The 17869-nt window shown below is 38.8% G+C and carries 17 protein-coding genes; 4 read left to right on the plus strand and 13 right to left on the minus strand.

The genetic code is table 11. The annotated features are described in order from the left end of the window. Positions 1–7 precede the first annotated feature (7 nt). Together hemW and ACY650_RS07000 are read left to right on the plus strand one after the other, a co-directional pair. Positions 8–1132 (plus strand): radical SAM family heme chaperone HemW, encoded by a 1125-nt coding sequence (gene hemW, locus ACY650_RS06995; protein ID WP_462253131.1) that lies wholly within the window; start codon positions 8–10, stop codon positions 1130–1132. Positions 1133–1190: 58 nt separating this feature from the next. Further along, positions 1191–1556 carry a hypothetical protein gene (locus ACY650_RS07000; protein ID WP_462253133.1) on the plus strand — a complete coding sequence of 122 codons (366 nt, stop codon included), beginning with the start codon at positions 1191–1193 and terminating at the stop codon, positions 1554–1556. Here the strand turns inward: ACY650_RS07000 and ACY650_RS07005 are convergent. Beyond that, positions 1553–2263 (minus strand): LytR/AlgR family response regulator transcription factor, encoded by a 711-nt coding sequence (locus ACY650_RS07005; RefSeq protein ID WP_462253135.1) that lies wholly within the window; start codon positions 2261–2263, stop codon positions 1553–1555. The genes ACY650_RS07000 and ACY650_RS07005 overlap by 4 nt on opposite strands. A 9-nt stretch (positions 2264–2272) precedes the next feature. After that, a complete protein-coding gene (locus tag ACY650_RS07010; protein WP_462253137.1) occupies positions 2273–3319 on the minus strand; it encodes a sensor histidine kinase in 1047 nt (348 codons plus the stop codon). Between the two features lie 189 nt (positions 3320–3508). On the opposite strand from ACY650_RS07010, the gene ACY650_RS07015 reads away from it, so the two are divergent. Next, on the plus strand, positions 3509–3814 hold the full coding sequence (locus ACY650_RS07015) for a hypothetical protein (RefSeq protein ID WP_462253139.1): 306 nt from the start codon (positions 3509–3511) through the stop codon (positions 3812–3814). Here the strand turns inward: ACY650_RS07015 and uvrA are convergent. Genes uvrA through ACY650_RS07030 form a run of 3 tightly spaced genes read right to left on the minus strand, consistent with a single transcriptional unit; the run spans position 3807 to position 8293 of the window. Next, positions 3807–6623 carry an excinuclease ABC subunit UvrA gene (uvrA, locus tag ACY650_RS07020; protein WP_462253141.1) on the minus strand — a complete coding sequence of 939 codons (2817 nt, stop codon included), beginning with the start codon at positions 6621–6623 and terminating at the stop codon, positions 3807–3809. The two genes, ACY650_RS07015 and uvrA, sit on opposite strands and share 8 nt — an antisense overlap. A gap of 10 nt (positions 6624–6633) precedes the next feature. Next, the gene (locus ACY650_RS07025; protein ID WP_462253143.1) at positions 6634–7365 is read right to left on the minus strand and encodes an LOG family protein; all 732 of its coding nucleotides are present in this window, start codon (positions 7363–7365) and stop codon (positions 6634–6636) included. A 1-nt stretch (position 7366) separates the two neighbouring features. Beyond that, on the minus strand, positions 7367–8293 hold the full coding sequence (locus ACY650_RS07030) for a TIGR01777 family oxidoreductase (RefSeq protein ID WP_462253145.1): 927 nt from the start codon (positions 8291–8293) through the stop codon (positions 7367–7369). Here ACY650_RS07030 and ACY650_RS07035 point away from each other — a divergent pair. Then, the gene (locus ACY650_RS07035) at positions 8292–8867 is read left to right on the plus strand and encodes a hypothetical protein (protein ID WP_462253147.1); all 576 of its coding nucleotides are present in this window, start codon (positions 8292–8294) and stop codon (positions 8865–8867) included. The two genes, ACY650_RS07030 and ACY650_RS07035, sit on opposite strands and share 2 nt — an antisense overlap. Before the next feature lie 58 nt (positions 8868–8925). On the opposite strand, the gene ACY650_RS07040 is transcribed toward ACY650_RS07035, so the two are convergent. From ACY650_RS07040 to ACY650_RS07075, 8 genes are all read right to left on the minus strand, one after another. Continuing rightward, positions 8926–11715: a TonB-dependent receptor gene (locus ACY650_RS07040; RefSeq protein WP_462253149.1), complete on the minus strand. Its 2790-nt coding sequence runs from the start codon at positions 11713–11715 to the stop codon at positions 8926–8928. A gap of 117 nt (positions 11716–11832) precedes the next feature. Next, the gene (locus ACY650_RS07045) at positions 11833–13071 is read right to left on the minus strand and encodes a hypothetical protein (RefSeq protein ID WP_462253151.1); all 1239 of its coding nucleotides are present in this window, start codon (positions 13069–13071) and stop codon (positions 11833–11835) included. 226 nt (positions 13072–13297) lie between these two features. Then, on the minus strand, positions 13298–14290 hold the full coding sequence (locus tag ACY650_RS07050) for an AAA family ATPase (protein WP_462253153.1): 993 nt from the start codon (positions 14288–14290) through the stop codon (positions 13298–13300). A 102-nt stretch (positions 14291–14392) separates the two neighbouring features. Next, a complete protein-coding gene (locus tag ACY650_RS07055) occupies positions 14393–15709 on the minus strand; it encodes an NAD(P)/FAD-dependent oxidoreductase (RefSeq protein ID WP_462253155.1) in 1317 nt (438 codons plus the stop codon). Between the two features lie 54 nt (positions 15710–15763). Further along, positions 15764–16351, minus strand: a complete 588-nt coding sequence (locus ACY650_RS07060; protein WP_462253157.1) for an arsenate-mycothiol transferase ArsC — start codon at positions 16349–16351, stop codon at positions 15764–15766. A gap of 28 nt (positions 16352–16379) precedes the next feature. Next, positions 16380–16811 (minus strand): ArsI/CadI family heavy metal resistance metalloenzyme, encoded by a 432-nt coding sequence (locus ACY650_RS07065; protein ID WP_462253159.1) that lies wholly within the window; start codon positions 16809–16811, stop codon positions 16380–16382. 63 nt (positions 16812–16874) lie between these two features. Beyond that, positions 16875–17201 (minus strand): ArsR/SmtB family transcription factor, encoded by a 327-nt coding sequence (locus tag ACY650_RS07070; protein WP_462253161.1) that lies wholly within the window; start codon positions 17199–17201, stop codon positions 16875–16877. A 25-nt stretch (positions 17202–17226) separates the two neighbouring features. Then, complete coding sequence (locus tag ACY650_RS07075) at positions 17227–17847, minus strand: MIP/aquaporin family protein (protein ID WP_462253163.1); 621 nt, start codon at positions 17845–17847, stop codon at positions 17227–17229. Between the last annotated feature and the right edge of the window lie 22 nt (positions 17848–17869).

Here is a 17869-nt window from a genome sequence, read left to right on the forward strand (position 1 = left end):
TCAAATAATGGCAGGTATTTACATCCATATTCCTTTTTGTAGGCAAGCATGTCACTATTGTGACTTCCATTTTAGCACAAATCTGAAACCTCAAAAAGAGATGATAGATTCTATTTGTCAAGAAATTTCAAATAGAAGAGACTATTTAACTGAAGAAATAGAAACCATCTATTTCGGTGGTGGAACCCCTTCTCTTCTTGAAACGGAGCAACTGGAGCATTTATTGGCAGTGGTATATGCCACTTTCAATGTTTCCAAACATGCTGAGATTACTTTAGAAGCAAACCCTGAAGACTTAAGTAAAGTCAAATCAAAAGAGTTATATGAATTAGGTATTAACAGGTTAAGTCTTGGCATCCAAACTTTTGATGATGGAAAACTAAGTTGGATGAATCGTGCACATGCAGCCAGTGACTCAATAAACGCATTTCAGAATGCTCGTACAGCAGGGTTTAACAACATATCGCTAGACTTAATTTATGCTATCCCAAATCACGATGAAAAAAAATGGAATTCCGATCTTGAATCAATCACCAAGTTAGAGCCTGAACACATTTCTCTATATGGGCTTACTATTGAAAGTAAGACCGTATTTGCTAAATGGGAAGAGCAGAAAAAACTGATAGAACTACCTGAAGAAGAAGCTGCAAAACAATATTTATTTGCTATTGATTTTTTAAAGTCTAAAGGATATCAGCAATACGAAGTATCGAACTTTGGACGAGAGGAGCTTTATTCAAGACATAACACTAACTACTGGGCAGGCATCCCCTATCTCGGGGTTGGTCCAGGAGCACATTCGTATGATGGATCTTCGAGAAGATTCAACATTCGGAATAATGCCAAGTATATATCCGGAATCAATAGCAATGTGTCATATTTTGAGAGCGAAAATTTAAGCGCAACACAATTGATTAATGAGCGTATTTTGACTCAATTGAGAACTGCAAAAGGACTTGATTTAAACAGTCTTGAATCAATGCGGACTCAATTTGAAAAAGCTCATTCTGACTTTCTTGAAGAGCTGACCAAACAGGATTTGATATGTGTTGAAGGTAATTTTATTTCGCTAAAACCAGAGGGTTTCTTAGTTGCTGATGAGATTGCGCTAAGGTTATTCTTTGATGAATAAAATCTCCTAAAACAAGAGCTAGGGATAATGACTCTTAAGACCTACTTTTGCGAGAGCTATGGACGCCACAACAAAAAAAGCCCTTCTTCTGCTTAAGTCTCTCATCTTCCATTACCACGGTTTGGATGATGATGAAAGAGCCATGCTAGAAGATACAGCTTCTAAGCTTCAGGCCAAAGATGAGATGGACTGGGCAAATAGATTCATTTCTGAAGATTACCTTTCTGCCTTCGAGCGGTCAAGAGAGTTCCTTTCCAAAATTTTCACTAAGATGAGCTCATCAGATCGATTAAAATACCTAATGGAGGTTTGGGAAGAAACACATAAAAAGGGCTATGTAACCGAGATGGAAACTACAGCCATTCTAACGCTATCAAAAGATTGGCAAGTGGAAAAAGAGTTTCTTGATGTCGTAAAAGATTAAAGACTCATCATTTCTCTAAACCTAGCGGACTGCCGGCGACTTACTTCTATTTTTTCTCCCCCTTTTAGCTGTACGAGCAACCCACCATTAAACCAGGTGTCAATTGACTCAACCCATCCTAAATTAATTATGTGCTTTCTGCTTGCGCGGAAAAAATGTCGATCATCCAGTCTTTCGTCTAATGCATTCAAAGACTTATGAATCATGGGCTTAAACTTGTCAAAGTAGACTTTGATATAGTTTCCATCTGATTCAAACAAACGAACATCTTCAAGCTTCACAAACCAACATTTGTCACCATCCTTAACAAATACTTGATCCTTGCTGCCAAGTTTTTGATCTTTAGCTGGCTTTTTCGAAGCTTTAATGGATACTTTATTTAGGCTTTCTGAAAGGCGTTCCGGCTGAATTGGTTTTAATAAATAATCTAGCGCATTATACTCAAATGCCTTGAGGGCAAATTCATCATAAGCTGTCGTAAATATTACCTGAGGCACGCGCTCCATTCCTTCGAGCATTTCAAACCCTGTCTTTCCTGGCATTTGAATATCCAGAAAGATAACATCAGGATCATGCTTTTCGATCTTCTCTACAGCCTCATCTGGGTTAGCAGCCTCATCAACAATTTCAATTTCTGGATGACTTGCCAGAAGTGACATTAACTCCTTTCTTGCTAGTCTTTCATCATCAACTATAATAGCCTTCATACTATTTAATTATTCATTTAGTTCTATGGTAGCGCCATCCCTCAGCGGGATCGATATTGTAGTTAGAACCGTAGATTTATTTTCATTTTTAATTTCAAACCTGGCTAGTTCTCCAAAAATCAACTCCAGCCTTTTCTTAGTATTTGCCAATCCAAAACCTTCAGTCACATTCTTATCTTTAGAGAGCTGTCCCGTATTACGGATTTGCAACTGAAGTTGTTTTCTTCTGACAGATGTGGAAATACTAATTTCTCCTCCATGCTTTAAGTTAGATATTCCATGCTTAATGCCATTTTCCACTAACGTTTGTAGCATTAGAGGCGGAATACTGAATTTACCGGAGTTTCTATCTATGTCAAAACTTGTAATCAGCCTTTCTTCATACCTGATAGACTCCAAAGCCAAATAATCCATTACCGTTTTTAATTCTTCTGTAAATGGAATCAACTTCTTCCTATCACTGATCAAGGAATTTCTCAGAATATGCGATAGCTGTGTGATTGATTCTTTAGACTTTCTTGGGTTTTCATCTACCAGCGCACGGATGCTATTCAATGAATTAAAAATGAAGTGAGGATTAAGTTGAGCCTTAAGATTTTTCAATTCTACTTCTCTTGCGGCAGTCTCCGCTTTGAGTGATTTGTTGTAACGCTGGACATAGTGAAAGGCGAAATAAAATAGACACCAGATGAAATATATTACCCAATATATAACGGTATTTATTGATGCAGTAAAAAGCTTTAATTCTGTATTGGAGACGGTATGCGTCCCAAAATCAATTATCAATAGGTAGACATAATTCAGGATACTTAACACTAAGGTTACAAACAGCAGTCTTGGAATAAGGTGAGGCAGACGTAGGTTGAGCCAATCTAAACGTATGATAATGCCGCGCAAAAAATGCGTGGTCCCGATAAAATAAATAACCTGATATAAGATTCCAACAGCCTGAATGAGATCAAAGCGCTCAGCCATTGAATAGAAAAATACTTGCATGAATCCATAGGATCCCCAGCCAAGAATTTGACACAACCAATATAATCGGGCTTTCGTCATTGAGCTAAATCTAACAAAGGTGTTGGGATATCTGTCTCGAGATTTTCATAGAAGAGAGCAATAATTGATAAGTGGTTTAACATAACGTTAACCCTACCGTTCGCCATTATTAATGATAATTAACAAACCCAGGCAGTTATTCGTCGTATGCTTAAACAGGACTAAACTCAATTTTTAAAGGACAAATTAATGAAATCGCTACTATTGCTACTGGCTCTTACAGTTTCCGCATTTGCTGGAACTGCTGAAGCCCCAGCGCATGCCAATCAAGGATTGTACATGCAATTAGACGCTGAATTGGTCTTCGAAAAAATGGTAAAAATTTACAATTACGAAGGTGATTTAGTGAGAGAAATACCCTTAAATAAGGTTGCTAATAATGAAATCTCAGTTTTAGATAATATGATACTTGAAGAAAGTGATTTTGCTTTCGATTTTCAAGGAGATTATTACTACTTCGGAGATTCTGAATATATCGAGGCAGTTGTTAATTAAGCTCTTCTCTCAAAAACTTGGCAGTATAACTTTCTTTCACCTTAGCGATCTCTTCCGGAGTGCCCTGCGCAATAATTTGCCCACCGGCATAACCACCCTCCGGTCCTAGATCGATAATATGATCTGCTACTTTTATAACATCCATATTGTGTTCTATGATTAGTACCGTATTCCCTTTTTCTACTAGCTTTTGAATCACATCGAGCAGGTGTTCGATATCTTGGAAATGTAAGCCAGTAGTTGGTTCATCCAGGATATAAAAAGTCTTTCCGGTATCTTTTTTGGATAATTCTGTAGCCAACTTTACTCGTTGCGCTTCTCCTCCTGAAAGCGTGGTTGCATGCTGACCAAGGGATATATACCCTAGTCCAACTTCATTTAAAGTCTTGAGCTTTCTGACAATTCTTGGCTGATTTTCAAAGAAATCAACCGACTGTGCTACTGTCATATCCAAAACATCCGATATCGATTTTCCTTTAAATCTAACTTCGAGCGTTTCTCGATTATAGCGTTTCCCTTTACATGTTTCGCAAGGCACATGAACGTCTGGGAGGAAATCCATTTCAATGAGACGCATTCCTCCTCCTCCACATGTTTCACATCTTCCCCCTTTGACATTGAATGAGAATCGCCCAGGTTTATAACCCCTAATCTTTGCCTCAGGAAGTTGAGCAAAAAGGCTACGTATCTCTGAAAAAACACCCGTATACGTTGCTGGATTGGATCTCGGTGTACGACCGATTGGAGATTGATCTACTTCAATGATTTTATCAAAATAATCGACCCCTTTTACATCTTTGTATGGAAGCGGCTCTTGTCGGCTTTTGTAAAGATGCTTTCTGATAATTGGGTAAAGTGTCTCATGGATCAGCGTTGACTTCCCACTACCAGACACTCCTGTAACTAGAATCAAGTTGCCAAGCGGAATCTTTAAGTCAACATTTTTAAGGTTGTGACCAGAAGCACCATAAAGTTCAAGCCATTTGCCATTTGTTGATCTCCTCTCCGCAGGCACTTCAATTTGACGCTTACCATTCAAGTAATCTGCTGTTGAACTTCCAAGTTTTACAAATTCTTGAGGATTTCCCTTGGCAACAATTTGACCTCCGTGAATTCCAGCGCCTGGGCCAATATCAACAACTTCGTCGGCCTCAAGCATCATGTCTTTGTCGTGCTCAACAACGATAACCGTATTGCCTAAATCTCTAAGGTCTTTCAAAGCTTGAATTAGCTTAACGTTATCTCTTTGATGTAATCCTATACTTGGCTCATCCAGAATATAAAGGACATTGACTAGCTGTGTGCCAATCTGAGTTGCAAGTCGAATTCTTTGAGCTTCACCGCCGGAAAGTGTTTTTAGTGGACGATTTAGACTCAGGTAATCGAGTCCCACGTCTAAAAGAAAGCCAATTCGCTTTCTTAGTTCCTTTAAGATTTCCGTTGCAATTACTTTTTGTCTTTCATCAAGCCTCTCCTCAATGTTTACCATCCACTCACCCAGCGTGTTGATGTCCATTTCGCCAAGTTGCCCAATATGCTTATCAGCAATTTTGTAGTGAAGGGCCTCCTTTTTAAGTCTGAATCCATTACAGCTGGGGCATATTTTTGAATCTGTAAATTCTTTCACCCAGGCCTGAATTTTCTCAGAGCCACCATCCTTTTGCTTTTCCAAAAAGTTGATAATCCCCTCGAACTTGGTATTCCAATCTGTACCCGGATACTTCACCGAACTTACTGCAACTGGTACACTATCACCATAAAGCAATATGTCTATCACCTCTTCGGGAATCTTATTGATCGGTGTTGACAGATTTACCTTGTTTCTTTTTAGGATGGCCTCAATCTTTTTAAAGATCCAGATATCCCTATACTCACCTAGTGGAGCGATCCCCCCGCGGCTAATACTCAAAGAACTATCCGGAATGACAGATTCTTTTGAAATTTCTTCTATCACTCCTAATCCATTGCACTCCGGACAAGCACCGTATGGGGAATTGAATGAAAATGTATTTGGAGCAGGCTCATCATAAGCTAAGCCTGTTTCTGGATCCATTAAATTTTTTGAGAAATGAGCAATTTCTCCATCTTCTTTCTGAATCATCATTACTCCATCACCGTGACGCAATGAAGTATTAACGGACTCTCTTATCCGCTTTTTATCTTTCTCTGAAACCTTGATTCGATCGGTTACAATTTCAATGTCGTGAGTCTTGTACCTATCCACCTGCATTTTAGGTACCAGATCTTGAATCTCTCCGTTTACCCGAACCTTCGTAAATCCTAACTTGCGTATTTGAACGAAAAGTTCTCTGTAATGACCTTTTCTCCCTTTTACAACAGGAGCCAACAAGACTGCTTTTTGACCATCATAATTTTTGAGGATCATATCTATGATTTGATCCTCAGATTGACGCGTCATTTTCTTGCCAGAAAGGTATGAATATGCTTCGCCGGCCCTCGCGTATAGCAGTCTAAAGAAGTCATAGATTTCTGTGACAGTACCTACGGTGGATCTAGGATTACGAGAAGTGGTTTTTTGTTCGATAGAAATCACTGGGCTCAGACCATCTATTTTGTCGACATCTGGCCTTTCCATGTCGCCGATGAATGCTCGAGCATATGCGCTGAAACTTTCCATATATCGACGCTGGCCTTCCGCATAGATGGTATCGAAAGCAAGGGAAGATTTACCACTCCCACTTATGCCGGTGATTACAATCAACTTATTGCGCGGCAGCGTAACATCAATGTTTTTAAGATTGTGTTCGCGTGCCCCAATAATCTCTATCACTTCCTCTCTCTTCTTCAATTTCTGGCTATTAGAAGTTAGGACTTAAGTTGTATTTGCTGTAGAAGTCATCAATTACTCCAACTGCTTCTTCTGCTGTATCCACCACATTGAAAAGGTCGAGATCAGTGGTGCTAATATTTCCTTCCATATCGAGCATCACTTGTTTTAACCAGTCGACTAATCCAGTCCAATATTCTCTACCGACTAAGACAATCGGGAATCTTCCTATTTTCTTTGTTTGAATAAGGGTTAATGCCTCAAAAAGTTCATCCATTGTTCCAAATCCGCCTGGCAGAACAATAAACCCTTGTGAATATTTTACAAACATGACCTTGCGCACAAAGAAATAATCAAAGTCAATGCTCTTATCAATGTCTATGTAAATGTTATTGCTTTGCTCAAAAGGCAGGTCAATATTTAATCCCACAGATTTTCCGCCTTGTGCATTGGCTCCTTTATTTCCAGCCTCCATGATACCTGGTCCTCCTCCTGTAATAACTCCGTATCCATGGCGTACTACTTTTGCCGCGATTTCCTCGGCCATTTTATAGTATTTATTGTCCGGCTTTGTTCTTGCCGATCCGAAGATTGAAACACACGGCCCAATTTTGGCCATCTTTTCAAATCCCTGAACAAACTCGCCCATCACTTTAAAAATAACCCAAGAGTCTGCACTCTTGATTTCATTCCAATTTTTTTCCTTGAATGCTTCAAGGATTCTAGCTTCTTCTTCTTTACTTATCTTCTTCTTTTCTTCCATGTCAGTGTAGTAAATCTTTAAGCGAATCTTCTAACGTCGCAAATTGAAAATTAAATCCTGTGTCTTCAATTTTCCTACTAGACACACGATTACCGCCCACTAATATATCCGCCATTTCTCCCACAATCAATCTAAGTGCGAATTTAGGAACATTCGGCAGCCAAAGTGGTTTTTTCAATGATGAAGCTACGTGCTTAGTGAATTCTGCATTTGTACGAGGAATTGGCGCAACACCATTATAGGTCCCTTCCAAAGAATTTTCGAGTATGTGCGAAAAAATTGAACACAAATCTGCAGTGTGAATCCAACTCATATATTGGCTCCCAGGTGATAAAGCTGCTCCAAAACCAAACTTGATTGGCTTCATCAATTCAACTAGCGCACCTCCATCACTGCTCAGTACAATACCAACTCTAACTTTTGCAACTTTAATTTTCAATTCGTTGAACGCATCAACTTCCTTTTCCCAATCATTGACTACATCAGCAAGATACCCGGGCCCTTTGGAAGTATTCTCGTCCAGCCACTTATCACCAGTATCCCAACCATAATACCCTATTGCAGATGCTGAGATGAAGTGACTTAAGTTAGGATTTAGCTTTGCTACTTTTTCTTTTAGTAGCCTCGTAGAATCTATTCTACTGTCATAAATTTCTTTCTTCCATTCTTTTGACCATCGTTTGTCTGCCACGCCAGCGCCTGCAAGATGAATAATTACATCTGCAGAAGTAATTGCTTCGTCATCTATTTCACCTTTTTTTACGTCCCAATAAAATGACTGGTAATGTTTTTGCGTTGGGTTGCGAGAGAGGTGTGTAACCTTATACCCATTATCGGTCAGGAGTGCACTAAGCTGTGTTCCTACAAGGCCTGTTCCACCGGTAATTAGTACTGTTTTGATTGGGTCGTTTAGATTTGTTGAAGACATGAGAAAATTCGTTTATAAACATACTCTTGGATACGTTCTTTTGTTCGCTATCACATCACTTTTTGCTCAGAAAAAGTATTCTGTCGAGGCGACTTCTGCTCAGTTGAGTTTGGAAGGTAAGTCATTGACGGGATATAGAACAAATTTTGATTTTGCATGGGAGGACGTTCGGAAAGGCTGGTGGAAATATGCAAGGGAATTTGCCAATCCTTTGAATATGAAAACCTATTACAAGGTGACCGTTCCATCTAGCAATACGGACGGAAATGTGGACTTAGAGATATTTACTCAGTCGAGTGATGGCCAAGGTGGCACAGACTTTTTTCTTGGTCTGGAAAACGAAAAATACAAAGATCAGGCGCTTTCTATGCTGCTGGATTTTAAGAAGGAATTCTACATCAACGATTTGCTAAAACAAATCGCCTCTAACCAATCAGAATCAGACAAGCTCAGTTCGGCTTACAGGGACACTGTCATCGAAAGTGAGCGTCAGAAGTATCTAGGCCAAATCAAAGAGTTGGAAGAAGTTAATCTCAGTCTTAAAGAGCAGATCAAGCAAATTGAAAAAAGCTAGTGCAAAAAAATAAGCCCCGCTAAGGGCTTACTTTTCTATTTATCGATAACTCTAAATCTTAAAAATTATATGTGTATTTGAGGGTAAAAAGCCTGCCAGGCTGCTGCTTGGAAAACAATTCCTCCTGACCATCTGACTTGTATATTAGATCATTATCATCGTTTAGAATATTCGTTACCCTTAAGCTTACAATTGACTTGTCAGTAATATTTTTTGATACCTTAAAGTTTAAAGAATGGAAAGGCCTAGTGTACACTTCTGGCACCCTTGCAGCACTTACAAACGTTAAAGTCTCTCCTTGAACGTTATAGGATAGATTCGCGGAAAGATCTTGGCTAGGAAGTTCATAATTTAAAAATGTATTAATAGAAAATGGAGCTTGTAAACTCATATTTCTAAACCTCCTTACACCATCTGCTGAACCTCTAAAATTTACTTCGCTTTCATATTCATTCTCACCAGTTTCACTTACTGTTACTGTTCTTCTATCCACGCGTGATATGGTGTATGAATAATTACCTCCAATCATAATATTGCTGAATCTATCATTAATAAAATCTAGTCTTTTTCTGAATTCAACCTCTGTACCATATGCACGAGCCGAACCTACATTTCTTGGTGTAACCTGGTTCGGAGCAACATCAAAAGCCACAATAGCAATGTGATCCGTGAAGTCTTTATAAAAGAACGATACTGAAGCCATTTCTCCTGGAGTAAAGAAGTATTCCCATCTTAAATCATAATTCAATATTTCCGCCTGTTTCGTATCAATGTTACCGATGAAGAAAATACCAGTAATTGGGTCTGCAATAAAAGCTTCCGACTTTTCTCTGAAAGAAGGACGTGCCAACGTCTTATTAAAAGAAGCGCGAAGATTCATTTCATCACTAAGATTGTAAATAAGACTAACCGATGGCAAAAGGTTCGTTCTACTCAAAGTCTTTCTATTGTCGACTGGTGCTTGTGATCCATCTTCTTGTTCCACAATTCCAGTATAGAACATATTTACAGACTCTAATCTTACGCCGTATATTGATTTAAATTTCTCCGTAATCGCCATTTCATTCATGATGTATCCAGCAGTTAGATTCTGCTTTCCATCATAAGCATTACTAGGATCTGTTGCATTCTGTATAAACAATCCATTTGTGCGGTCGTTGCTAATCACATTTTCTGGAAGCAAATCATTTGGATCTGTGCTATCCACATTGCTTGTTAAAAGGTTACCGTATGAATAGTTAAAGACGTCAAACTCTCTATCTCTGTAAGAATACGCTCCTCCAAGTTTGATCTTATTGTTTTTATTCAGTTTGTATTCTAGATCTACTTTAAAGCTTTCATTTATTTCAGAAAGTTCTCTCCAGAATCTATTGATTAAGCCGCCGTTTCTGAATCCTAATTGACCATCATCTTCATTAATTGCAGTTTCTCTATAGTCCGGCTCGTACTGCCTTGAGAAGATAATTGAATTTGTCCATTCCAATTTCAATTTATCATTTAACTGATGCTTACCAAATAAGATATTATTGGTCATTTGGCGCTGCGCATAGGTTAAAATATCGTTGTACAAGAAGGTAGGATTATTCAGTGAAGTATTACTTCTTGTTCTGTCTAGTGCAGAGCTTTGGCCATTCTGGATATGAAGGATATTGGTTCCAATAGTAGTTTTATCCGTTTTGGCAGCGAGTGAAATTAATCCACTCCATAGCGTCTCATCTGTAGAAAGGTCACCGATAGCCGTAAAGTCTCTTAAAAGCTCAACTTCATCACCAGTTCCATCTCTCTCATATCTTCTTCTTTCAAACCCTTCAAAGTAGCTAATTCTGTTTCTGTATGTGAATAGAGCGTTGTAGCCCCATGTGAATTTTTTACCAACGATCTGGTTTCTATGACTAAATGAAAAGCTGGTATTCATGAAACTGGTACTTCTTGTTCCAGCCAAGGTTGGATCAAAGAGGTTTGTAGTTTCACTGCTTTGAGGAAGCTCTACATTTGATGATACGGGCAATTCCCGCTGTCCATTATCAAATCCTAACCAATCAGTTGAAGATCCACTGTAGCTTAAATAATTAGAATTGAAATGCATATCTGGATTAATCCCTACACTAAAAGATACCGAAGATGATTTTTCTTCTGGGAAACTTTTCGTTTGGATATCTATCAGTCCGCCGGTAAAAGAGCCAGTCAAATCAGGTGTAAACGTCTTGTAAACAAGAACATTCTCAAGGATTCCAGTTGGGAAAATGTCGATTTGAACATCGTTTCGATCTGGGTCTAGTCCTGGAATTACCATCCCATTTATAGATGTCTTAGTATATCTGTCTCCAAGACCTCTTACATAGACATATTTATCGCCTTGAACGGAAACCCCAGTGACTCTTTTCATTGCACCTGAAAGATCACTATCTCCAATTTTTTTGAAAGTCGCAGAAGAAATTCCATCCAAAGTATTGATTGATTTCTTTTGAACCAACATTACTCCAACCTCATTGTCTCTGACAACCTGTGCAGTCACGACAACTTCTCCGAGTTGCTGTACATCCTCTTTCATTACTATTTCAAGGATTGTAGCCTCACCCGCTTCGATTGTTACATCGGGGATCACAATATTTTGAAAACCAATTGATTGAAAAACTATGGTATGAGTACCCCCAGGTAGCGATAAAGAATAGTTACCATCAAAATCGGCAACTGCTCCAATAGTGGTACCTTGCTTAACTACTGTTGCTCCAAATAAAGCCTCTCCAGTCGTTTCATCTATTATCTTTCCTCTCAAGAATCCATCTTGAGCGAATGAAAATAGCCCTGCAAATAATAGCAGACTAGTAAAAAGCGTTGTTTTCTTCATTTCAAAAAAATTAAATTGATCCCTTATATGTAATCTTTTGTTTTAAAAAAGGAAAAGCACCTTGATAAAAATCAAGGTGCTCATATTCAAATATGTAATGTTTGTGTATTCAAATATTTATTCGAAATCGTCAGTGTATACCGAGAAAGCAGCATTTACCATCTCAAACACAAGATTTCCATCAATAACATTTTGTGCTGCATCCTCTTCAGAAGTAAGTGTTTCTGTGTCAAAAGAAGCAGATAATTTAACAGTACCACCATTTGCATTTAGGTTGCTGACAGTACCTCTTGCTTTTGATTTAAAATCACAAGTAATTGAAGCACCACCTTCAGCTTGGATAGTTCCGTTAGTCAATGTGAAGTTGTCATCGTTTCCACCAAGAAGATCACCTTCTCTTCCATCGATTTCAAGACCTTCGTCAGAGTTAGCATCCACAGTAACTAGGTAGTTAGATACTTCGCCAGAGTAAGACTGATCGATATCGATAGCATCATCACCAACTTGAGTTACTACTAAGTAGTCAACGTCAACGTTTCCTCCGAAGAATTCGATTCCGTCATCGCTGTTTGCGTAGATTTCGATGTGATCGATAGTAGTACCAGAACCAACACCTCCAAGAGTGAATCCGTTGATTTCATCACCAGCAGCAGCATCGATGATAGCACCACCGTGTCTAATAGATACATATCTGATAGTACCAGAGTTATCATTAGCGCTAGTTCCTCCGTAAAGACCATTAGTATCATCTGCAGGTACACCTTCGATTTGAGCAGGAACTGTTTCATCTGAAATAGGAGCGTTACCAAGCATAACTAGACCACCCCATTTTCCTTTATCGTCTGCAGTTAAAGTTCCATCATCAGCAGTAGTAGTCATGATTATTGGCTCAGCAGCAGTACCAATTGCATTAAGTGTTCCACCTCTTGCAATCATAAGCACAGCAGCATTTACTCCTTCAAGTGTTTCGTTACCAGTAACTACTGCACCAGCTTCAATAGTAAGAGTTACACCGTCAAGTACAGTGATTCTTCCGTCTAATTGGTGAACTACATCTGCAGACCAAGTCGCGTCTTCTGAGATGTTAGCCTCATAATAAACTGTATCTGGATCTTCATTTTGAGAGATTCTTCCACCACCGCTAGTAAGCGTCCAGTCGAAGTTTGAATCAGATGGATCAATTCCAGCCGCATTTGCATCAGTTGATACCTCAGTACCTACAGCGTCTACTACAGCTTGAATTGCCGCTTCCTGAAGTTCTGCATCAGTTGGTGCTGGCGAACTGTCATCGTCACCACAAGAAACCATTACTAAGGTTCCTGTGATCAACATTGCGATAGCAAATAATTTTTTCATTTCGTTTTGCGATTTAAATATGTTTGATAGATCAATTTGTAATCGCAAAAATGAAATTCAGATATTACCTGTGGTCGGCTTAGCTGTTATGAAAGGGTTAAAAGAATATCTTGTTCTATTAAACTGATATTAGGAATATTAAGACAGTGTTAAGAGAATGGAGAGCTAAATAAAAAAAGCCCATCAGACATTGTCTAATGGGCCTTAAAACTTAATATTCTACTATTTACTGGCTAATATTAACCTTCGACAATATTGACTTAATAATGTCATGTGTGGTTACTTCGTCAGCCTCCGCTTCATAATTTAATAGAATCCTGTGATTGAGGACATCATCGGCGATTTCTTTAACATCTTCTGGCAAGACATAATCTCTTTGGTTGAAGAAAGCCATCGCCTTCGCAGCCAAATTCAAGTTGATGGATGCTCTTGGCGAAGCACCAAATTGGATGTACTGCGCTTCTTCATCCAGTTTGTACTCTAATGGGTTTCTCGTAGCAAACACCAATTCGATAATGTATTTCTCAATGGATTCAGAAACGGTCACTTGATTGATTTCATTTCTGATAGAGAAAATATCTTCTTTCGTGAGTACCGTTTCTAATTGCGGACTGAAACTTAAGTTAGAGATACGTCTCATCACTTCCATCTCGTCTTCTTTGCTCAAGTAGTCTACATGAATCTTAAGCATGAATCTATCTACTTGTGCCTCAGGCAATGGATAGGTTCCCTCCTGATCGATTGGGTTTTGTGTAGCCATTACTAGGAATGGCCTATCTAGTTTATAAGTAGTCTCTCCGATAGAAACCGTCTTTTCCTGCATGGCTTCAAGCAATGCAGATTGAACCTTAGCAGGAGATCTGTTAACCTCATCAGCCAATATCAAATTGGCGAAGATTGGACCTTTCTTTACTTCGAACTCAGCCTTCTGCTGATTGTAGATCATCGTACCTACTAAATCTGCTGGTAGCAAGTCTGGTGTAAACTGGATTCTTTGAAAATCTAATTTCAATACATCCGCAAGTGCATTTACTGTAAGTGTCTTAGCAAGACCTGGAACTCCCTCTAAAAGAATATGTCCCTGAGTAAATAGACCCACTAATAAGCGATTGACCATGTATTCCTGGCCAATAACCACTTTCCCTACTTCGGAAATTACTTTATGGATCTTTTGCTGATGTTCCTTTTGAAGATCTTTATCTAGTACTTGCTCTTCCATTATTCACTTTGACTTTAGCCTGCAAAAATATGATTTGAGTTCAAATATTAAAGAACCATTTGAAGTAAGGAAAAAACGAAGGATTTTCGGTGTTAAATCTTGTTAACGAACACTCGGCCTGCGAATAAACTTTCGGTTGAAAGTCCTGATGATCAATCTTGTTCCTTTGTCGTAAGTCAAATAGCTCCAAATCCAGTTGTTAAGAGTGATTAACTTATTTCGAAAGCCTATCAGATACATGATGTGAACAAACATCCAGATAATCCAAGCAAAGAAACCTTTGAACTTCATTCCGTTTGGCATATCTACAACGGCTTTGTTCTTTCCAATCGTAGCCATAGATCCCTTATCGAAGTATTTAAATTCCTGTGGGCTTTGACCATTTATCAGGTTTTTCAAGTTCTTGGCAAGATGCCTTCCTTGCTGCATTGCTACAGGAGCAACCATTGGATGTCCATTCGGAAATTTATCCGTCTGCATCATCGCAACATCTCCAACAGCAAAAACATTATCCGTGCCTTTTACTTTGTTGAATTCATCAACTAAAATTCGACTCCTTGTCACAGAAGATTCGTCAAGCCCATCAACTACATTTCCTCTAACACCGGCAGACCACACCACAGTTGCAGTTTCAATTGTTCCACTATTCAACGTTACCGTATCCCCATCATAGTCTTCCACAAAAGTGTTTAACTGTACATCAATGCCCATTTTCTGGATGTAGCTTAGCGCCTCTTTCCCTGCAAAATCACTCATCCCATTGAGCAGCCTTTCAGATCCTTCGATCAGGTGAATTTTCATTTTTGAAAAATCAAGATCTGGATAATCCTTTGGAAGTATGTAACGCTTAAGCTCTGCCAAAGCACCGCTTACCTCCACACCTGTAGGTCCACCACCAACTACTACGATGTTCATCATCTTTTCCAGCTCTTTTTCATCCTTTGTCATCACCGCTTGTTCAAAATTTTGCAAGATGTGGCTTCTCACATCTAAGGCATGAACGATGCGTTTCAGAGGAAGGACTTTAGGCCTAAAGTCTTTCTTATTGAAGTAGTTTGTCACTGAACCATTAGCGAGTACCAGATAGTCATAAGTTAAGTTTCCTATACTCGTAATTACTTCATTTTTTTTTGGATCTACCCCGGTGACTTTTACCATCCTGAAATAGTAATTTGGATTTCCTTCGAACGACTTTCTGAGTGGTCCTGCTATGGAATCAGGTTCAAGCCCAGCCGTCGCCACTTGATAGAGCAATGGCTGAAATGTATGAAAGTTGTTCTTGTCTAGGAGTACAACTTGTGCCTTTACATGCTTCAATGATTTCGCAAGATTGAGGCCTCCAAAACCACCTCCAACTATAACTATTCGTGGAAGATCTGATTCAGGTATTGCAGGAGAAAGATGAGCTGGAATTGGCATATCAAATTCGTTTCTTTATAAACAATACCAATTCAAAATAAATTCTCTTTTAAGTTACTTTATTGAAGAAAATATATACTGCATTTCTGCCGCTATTTGCGCACACCTCTCATCGTATTTATTTGCTTCTTCCGGTGTGCCGTCAGCCACCTTCGGATCTTCATAAAATAGTTTAATTCTTGCTTTTGCTCCGGGCACAAAAGGACACCCTTCATCCGCATCTGAACACGTCATCACTGCAGCAAAATCTGATTGAGGATTGAACGAATCGTCGTATGTTTTTGAGAAGCAAATCATGGGTTCTTCCTGATCAGAATAGGATACTTTGTATCTCGGATTTTCACCACCATCTTGTGATATATTAAATCCTGCGCGTGTTAATGCAGCAACAGCATTTGGGTGGAAAGCAGTAGCTTCGGTACCTCCTGAATATGTTGAAAGACTGATCCCGTGATAATTACCCATTACTTGGGCCCAAATTTGGCTCAAATGACTCCTTCTCGAGTTGTGCGTGCAGATAAAGTTGAGCTTAGGGTGATCATTTGATTTGATGTAGTTGGCAAGCACATCGAGTACTTCCTTTCTTGAATCATCAATTTGATGATCCAGCTGATCAATGTATTTTTTGATTTCTTTATTCATAGCAAAAAGGGCCTTTCGGCCCTCGAAATTAGCAACATCCTACAAGTTCCTTATTTTCTTCAGAGATTGATTGTCTGCCTCCCATCTTGTCGTCATCTTTGAGAAAATGGTATACTTCCCATTCGTAGCCATCCGGATCTTTAACCCAGAATTTATCCTGTACAGCAAAGCAGCAAGAGGTATTTTTTTCTTCAAGCTCTATTTTCATTAAGTCCTCAAGTTCGTTCTTCTTTTCAGCTAATTCTTCTTGCGTATTTACTCTTATCCCCATATGACCAAAAGAAGGACTTGGATTTTTTGATTCGATAAATGAGATGACAAGTCCGGGATTATCTAATTCAAACTTGCTATAGCCGCTTTCAACTTTGACAGGCTCCTGCCCAAAAAGTCTTTTGTAAAAACTGGTTGTCTGATCTATGTCTGACACATTCAGACCAACATGAAATTTAAATTGTTCCATAATTATTGTATTTAAGTTATTATCGTTATATCGTATTATTACGATTAATTTGTTTAAATTTTTTTAGCAACACTCTGGAGGGGCATAGCTGTCAAGCAAGCCTTGCAACCTATTCTTAACCCCATTCCATACTTCCGCATTGATACAATAGCACATTGAAGTCCCTTCTACCGTCCCTTGAATGATCCCTACCGTCTTCAATTCTTTCAGGTGCTGAGAAATTGTTGCTTGGGCCAAACCCAACTCTTCTACCAGATCACTGTTGATGCATTGGTTCGCTTTAATCAAATATTCAATGATTGCGACTCTAGCAGGATGTGCAAAAGCCTTTGCTACAAGAGCCAATTCATTTTGCTTTTCTGTGAATAAATCTGTTTTACTAATTCCCATATATCGTAATATTACGATGTTTAAATTATTTAGTTGCTTTTTTCTTAAATATATTGAAAAAAGGGACTGAAATGATAGCTCCTAAAATTGGAGCGATAAGGTAAATCCAGAAAAAATTAATAGTACCTGAAGCTACTGCCGGGCCAAATGATCGTGCAGGATTCATAGAAGCGCCAGTAAACGGACCCGCAAAATAGGCCGCTAGAAAGACTACCAATCCGACGACTACAGCAATAACTTTCAGGTTATTGGTTTGGATTACGAGCAATATCGAAAGCATCAAAATAAAAGTGATGAACACTTCTATCATGAACGTTTGCCATATTCCACAAGTAGGCATAGTCTCTCCGTAGGTTAAATTCTCCGGCAGGCAGACGAACAATAAAAGTCCTGCTAATAAACCTCCTATTAATTGAAAAGGAATGAATAGCAGTGCATTACGATCTTTCTCTAGCAAGTAGAATCCAATACTAACCGCAGGATTGATATGTGCTCCGGAAATATTTCCAAAACACAAGATCATCAAGGTCACTATTAGTCCAAAAGCAACAGATATCCACAAATGTGGCAATGCAATTGCAATCGAACCAGCACCAACAAGTACTAGCGCAAAAGTTCCGATGAGCTCTGCAATGTATTTTTTCATTATCGCAATATTACGATTGATA

The sequence above is a fragment of the Ekhidna sp. genome, assembly GCF_963691765.1.
Lineage (GTDB): Bacteria > Bacteroidota > Bacteroidia > Cytophagales > Cyclobacteriaceae > Ekhidna.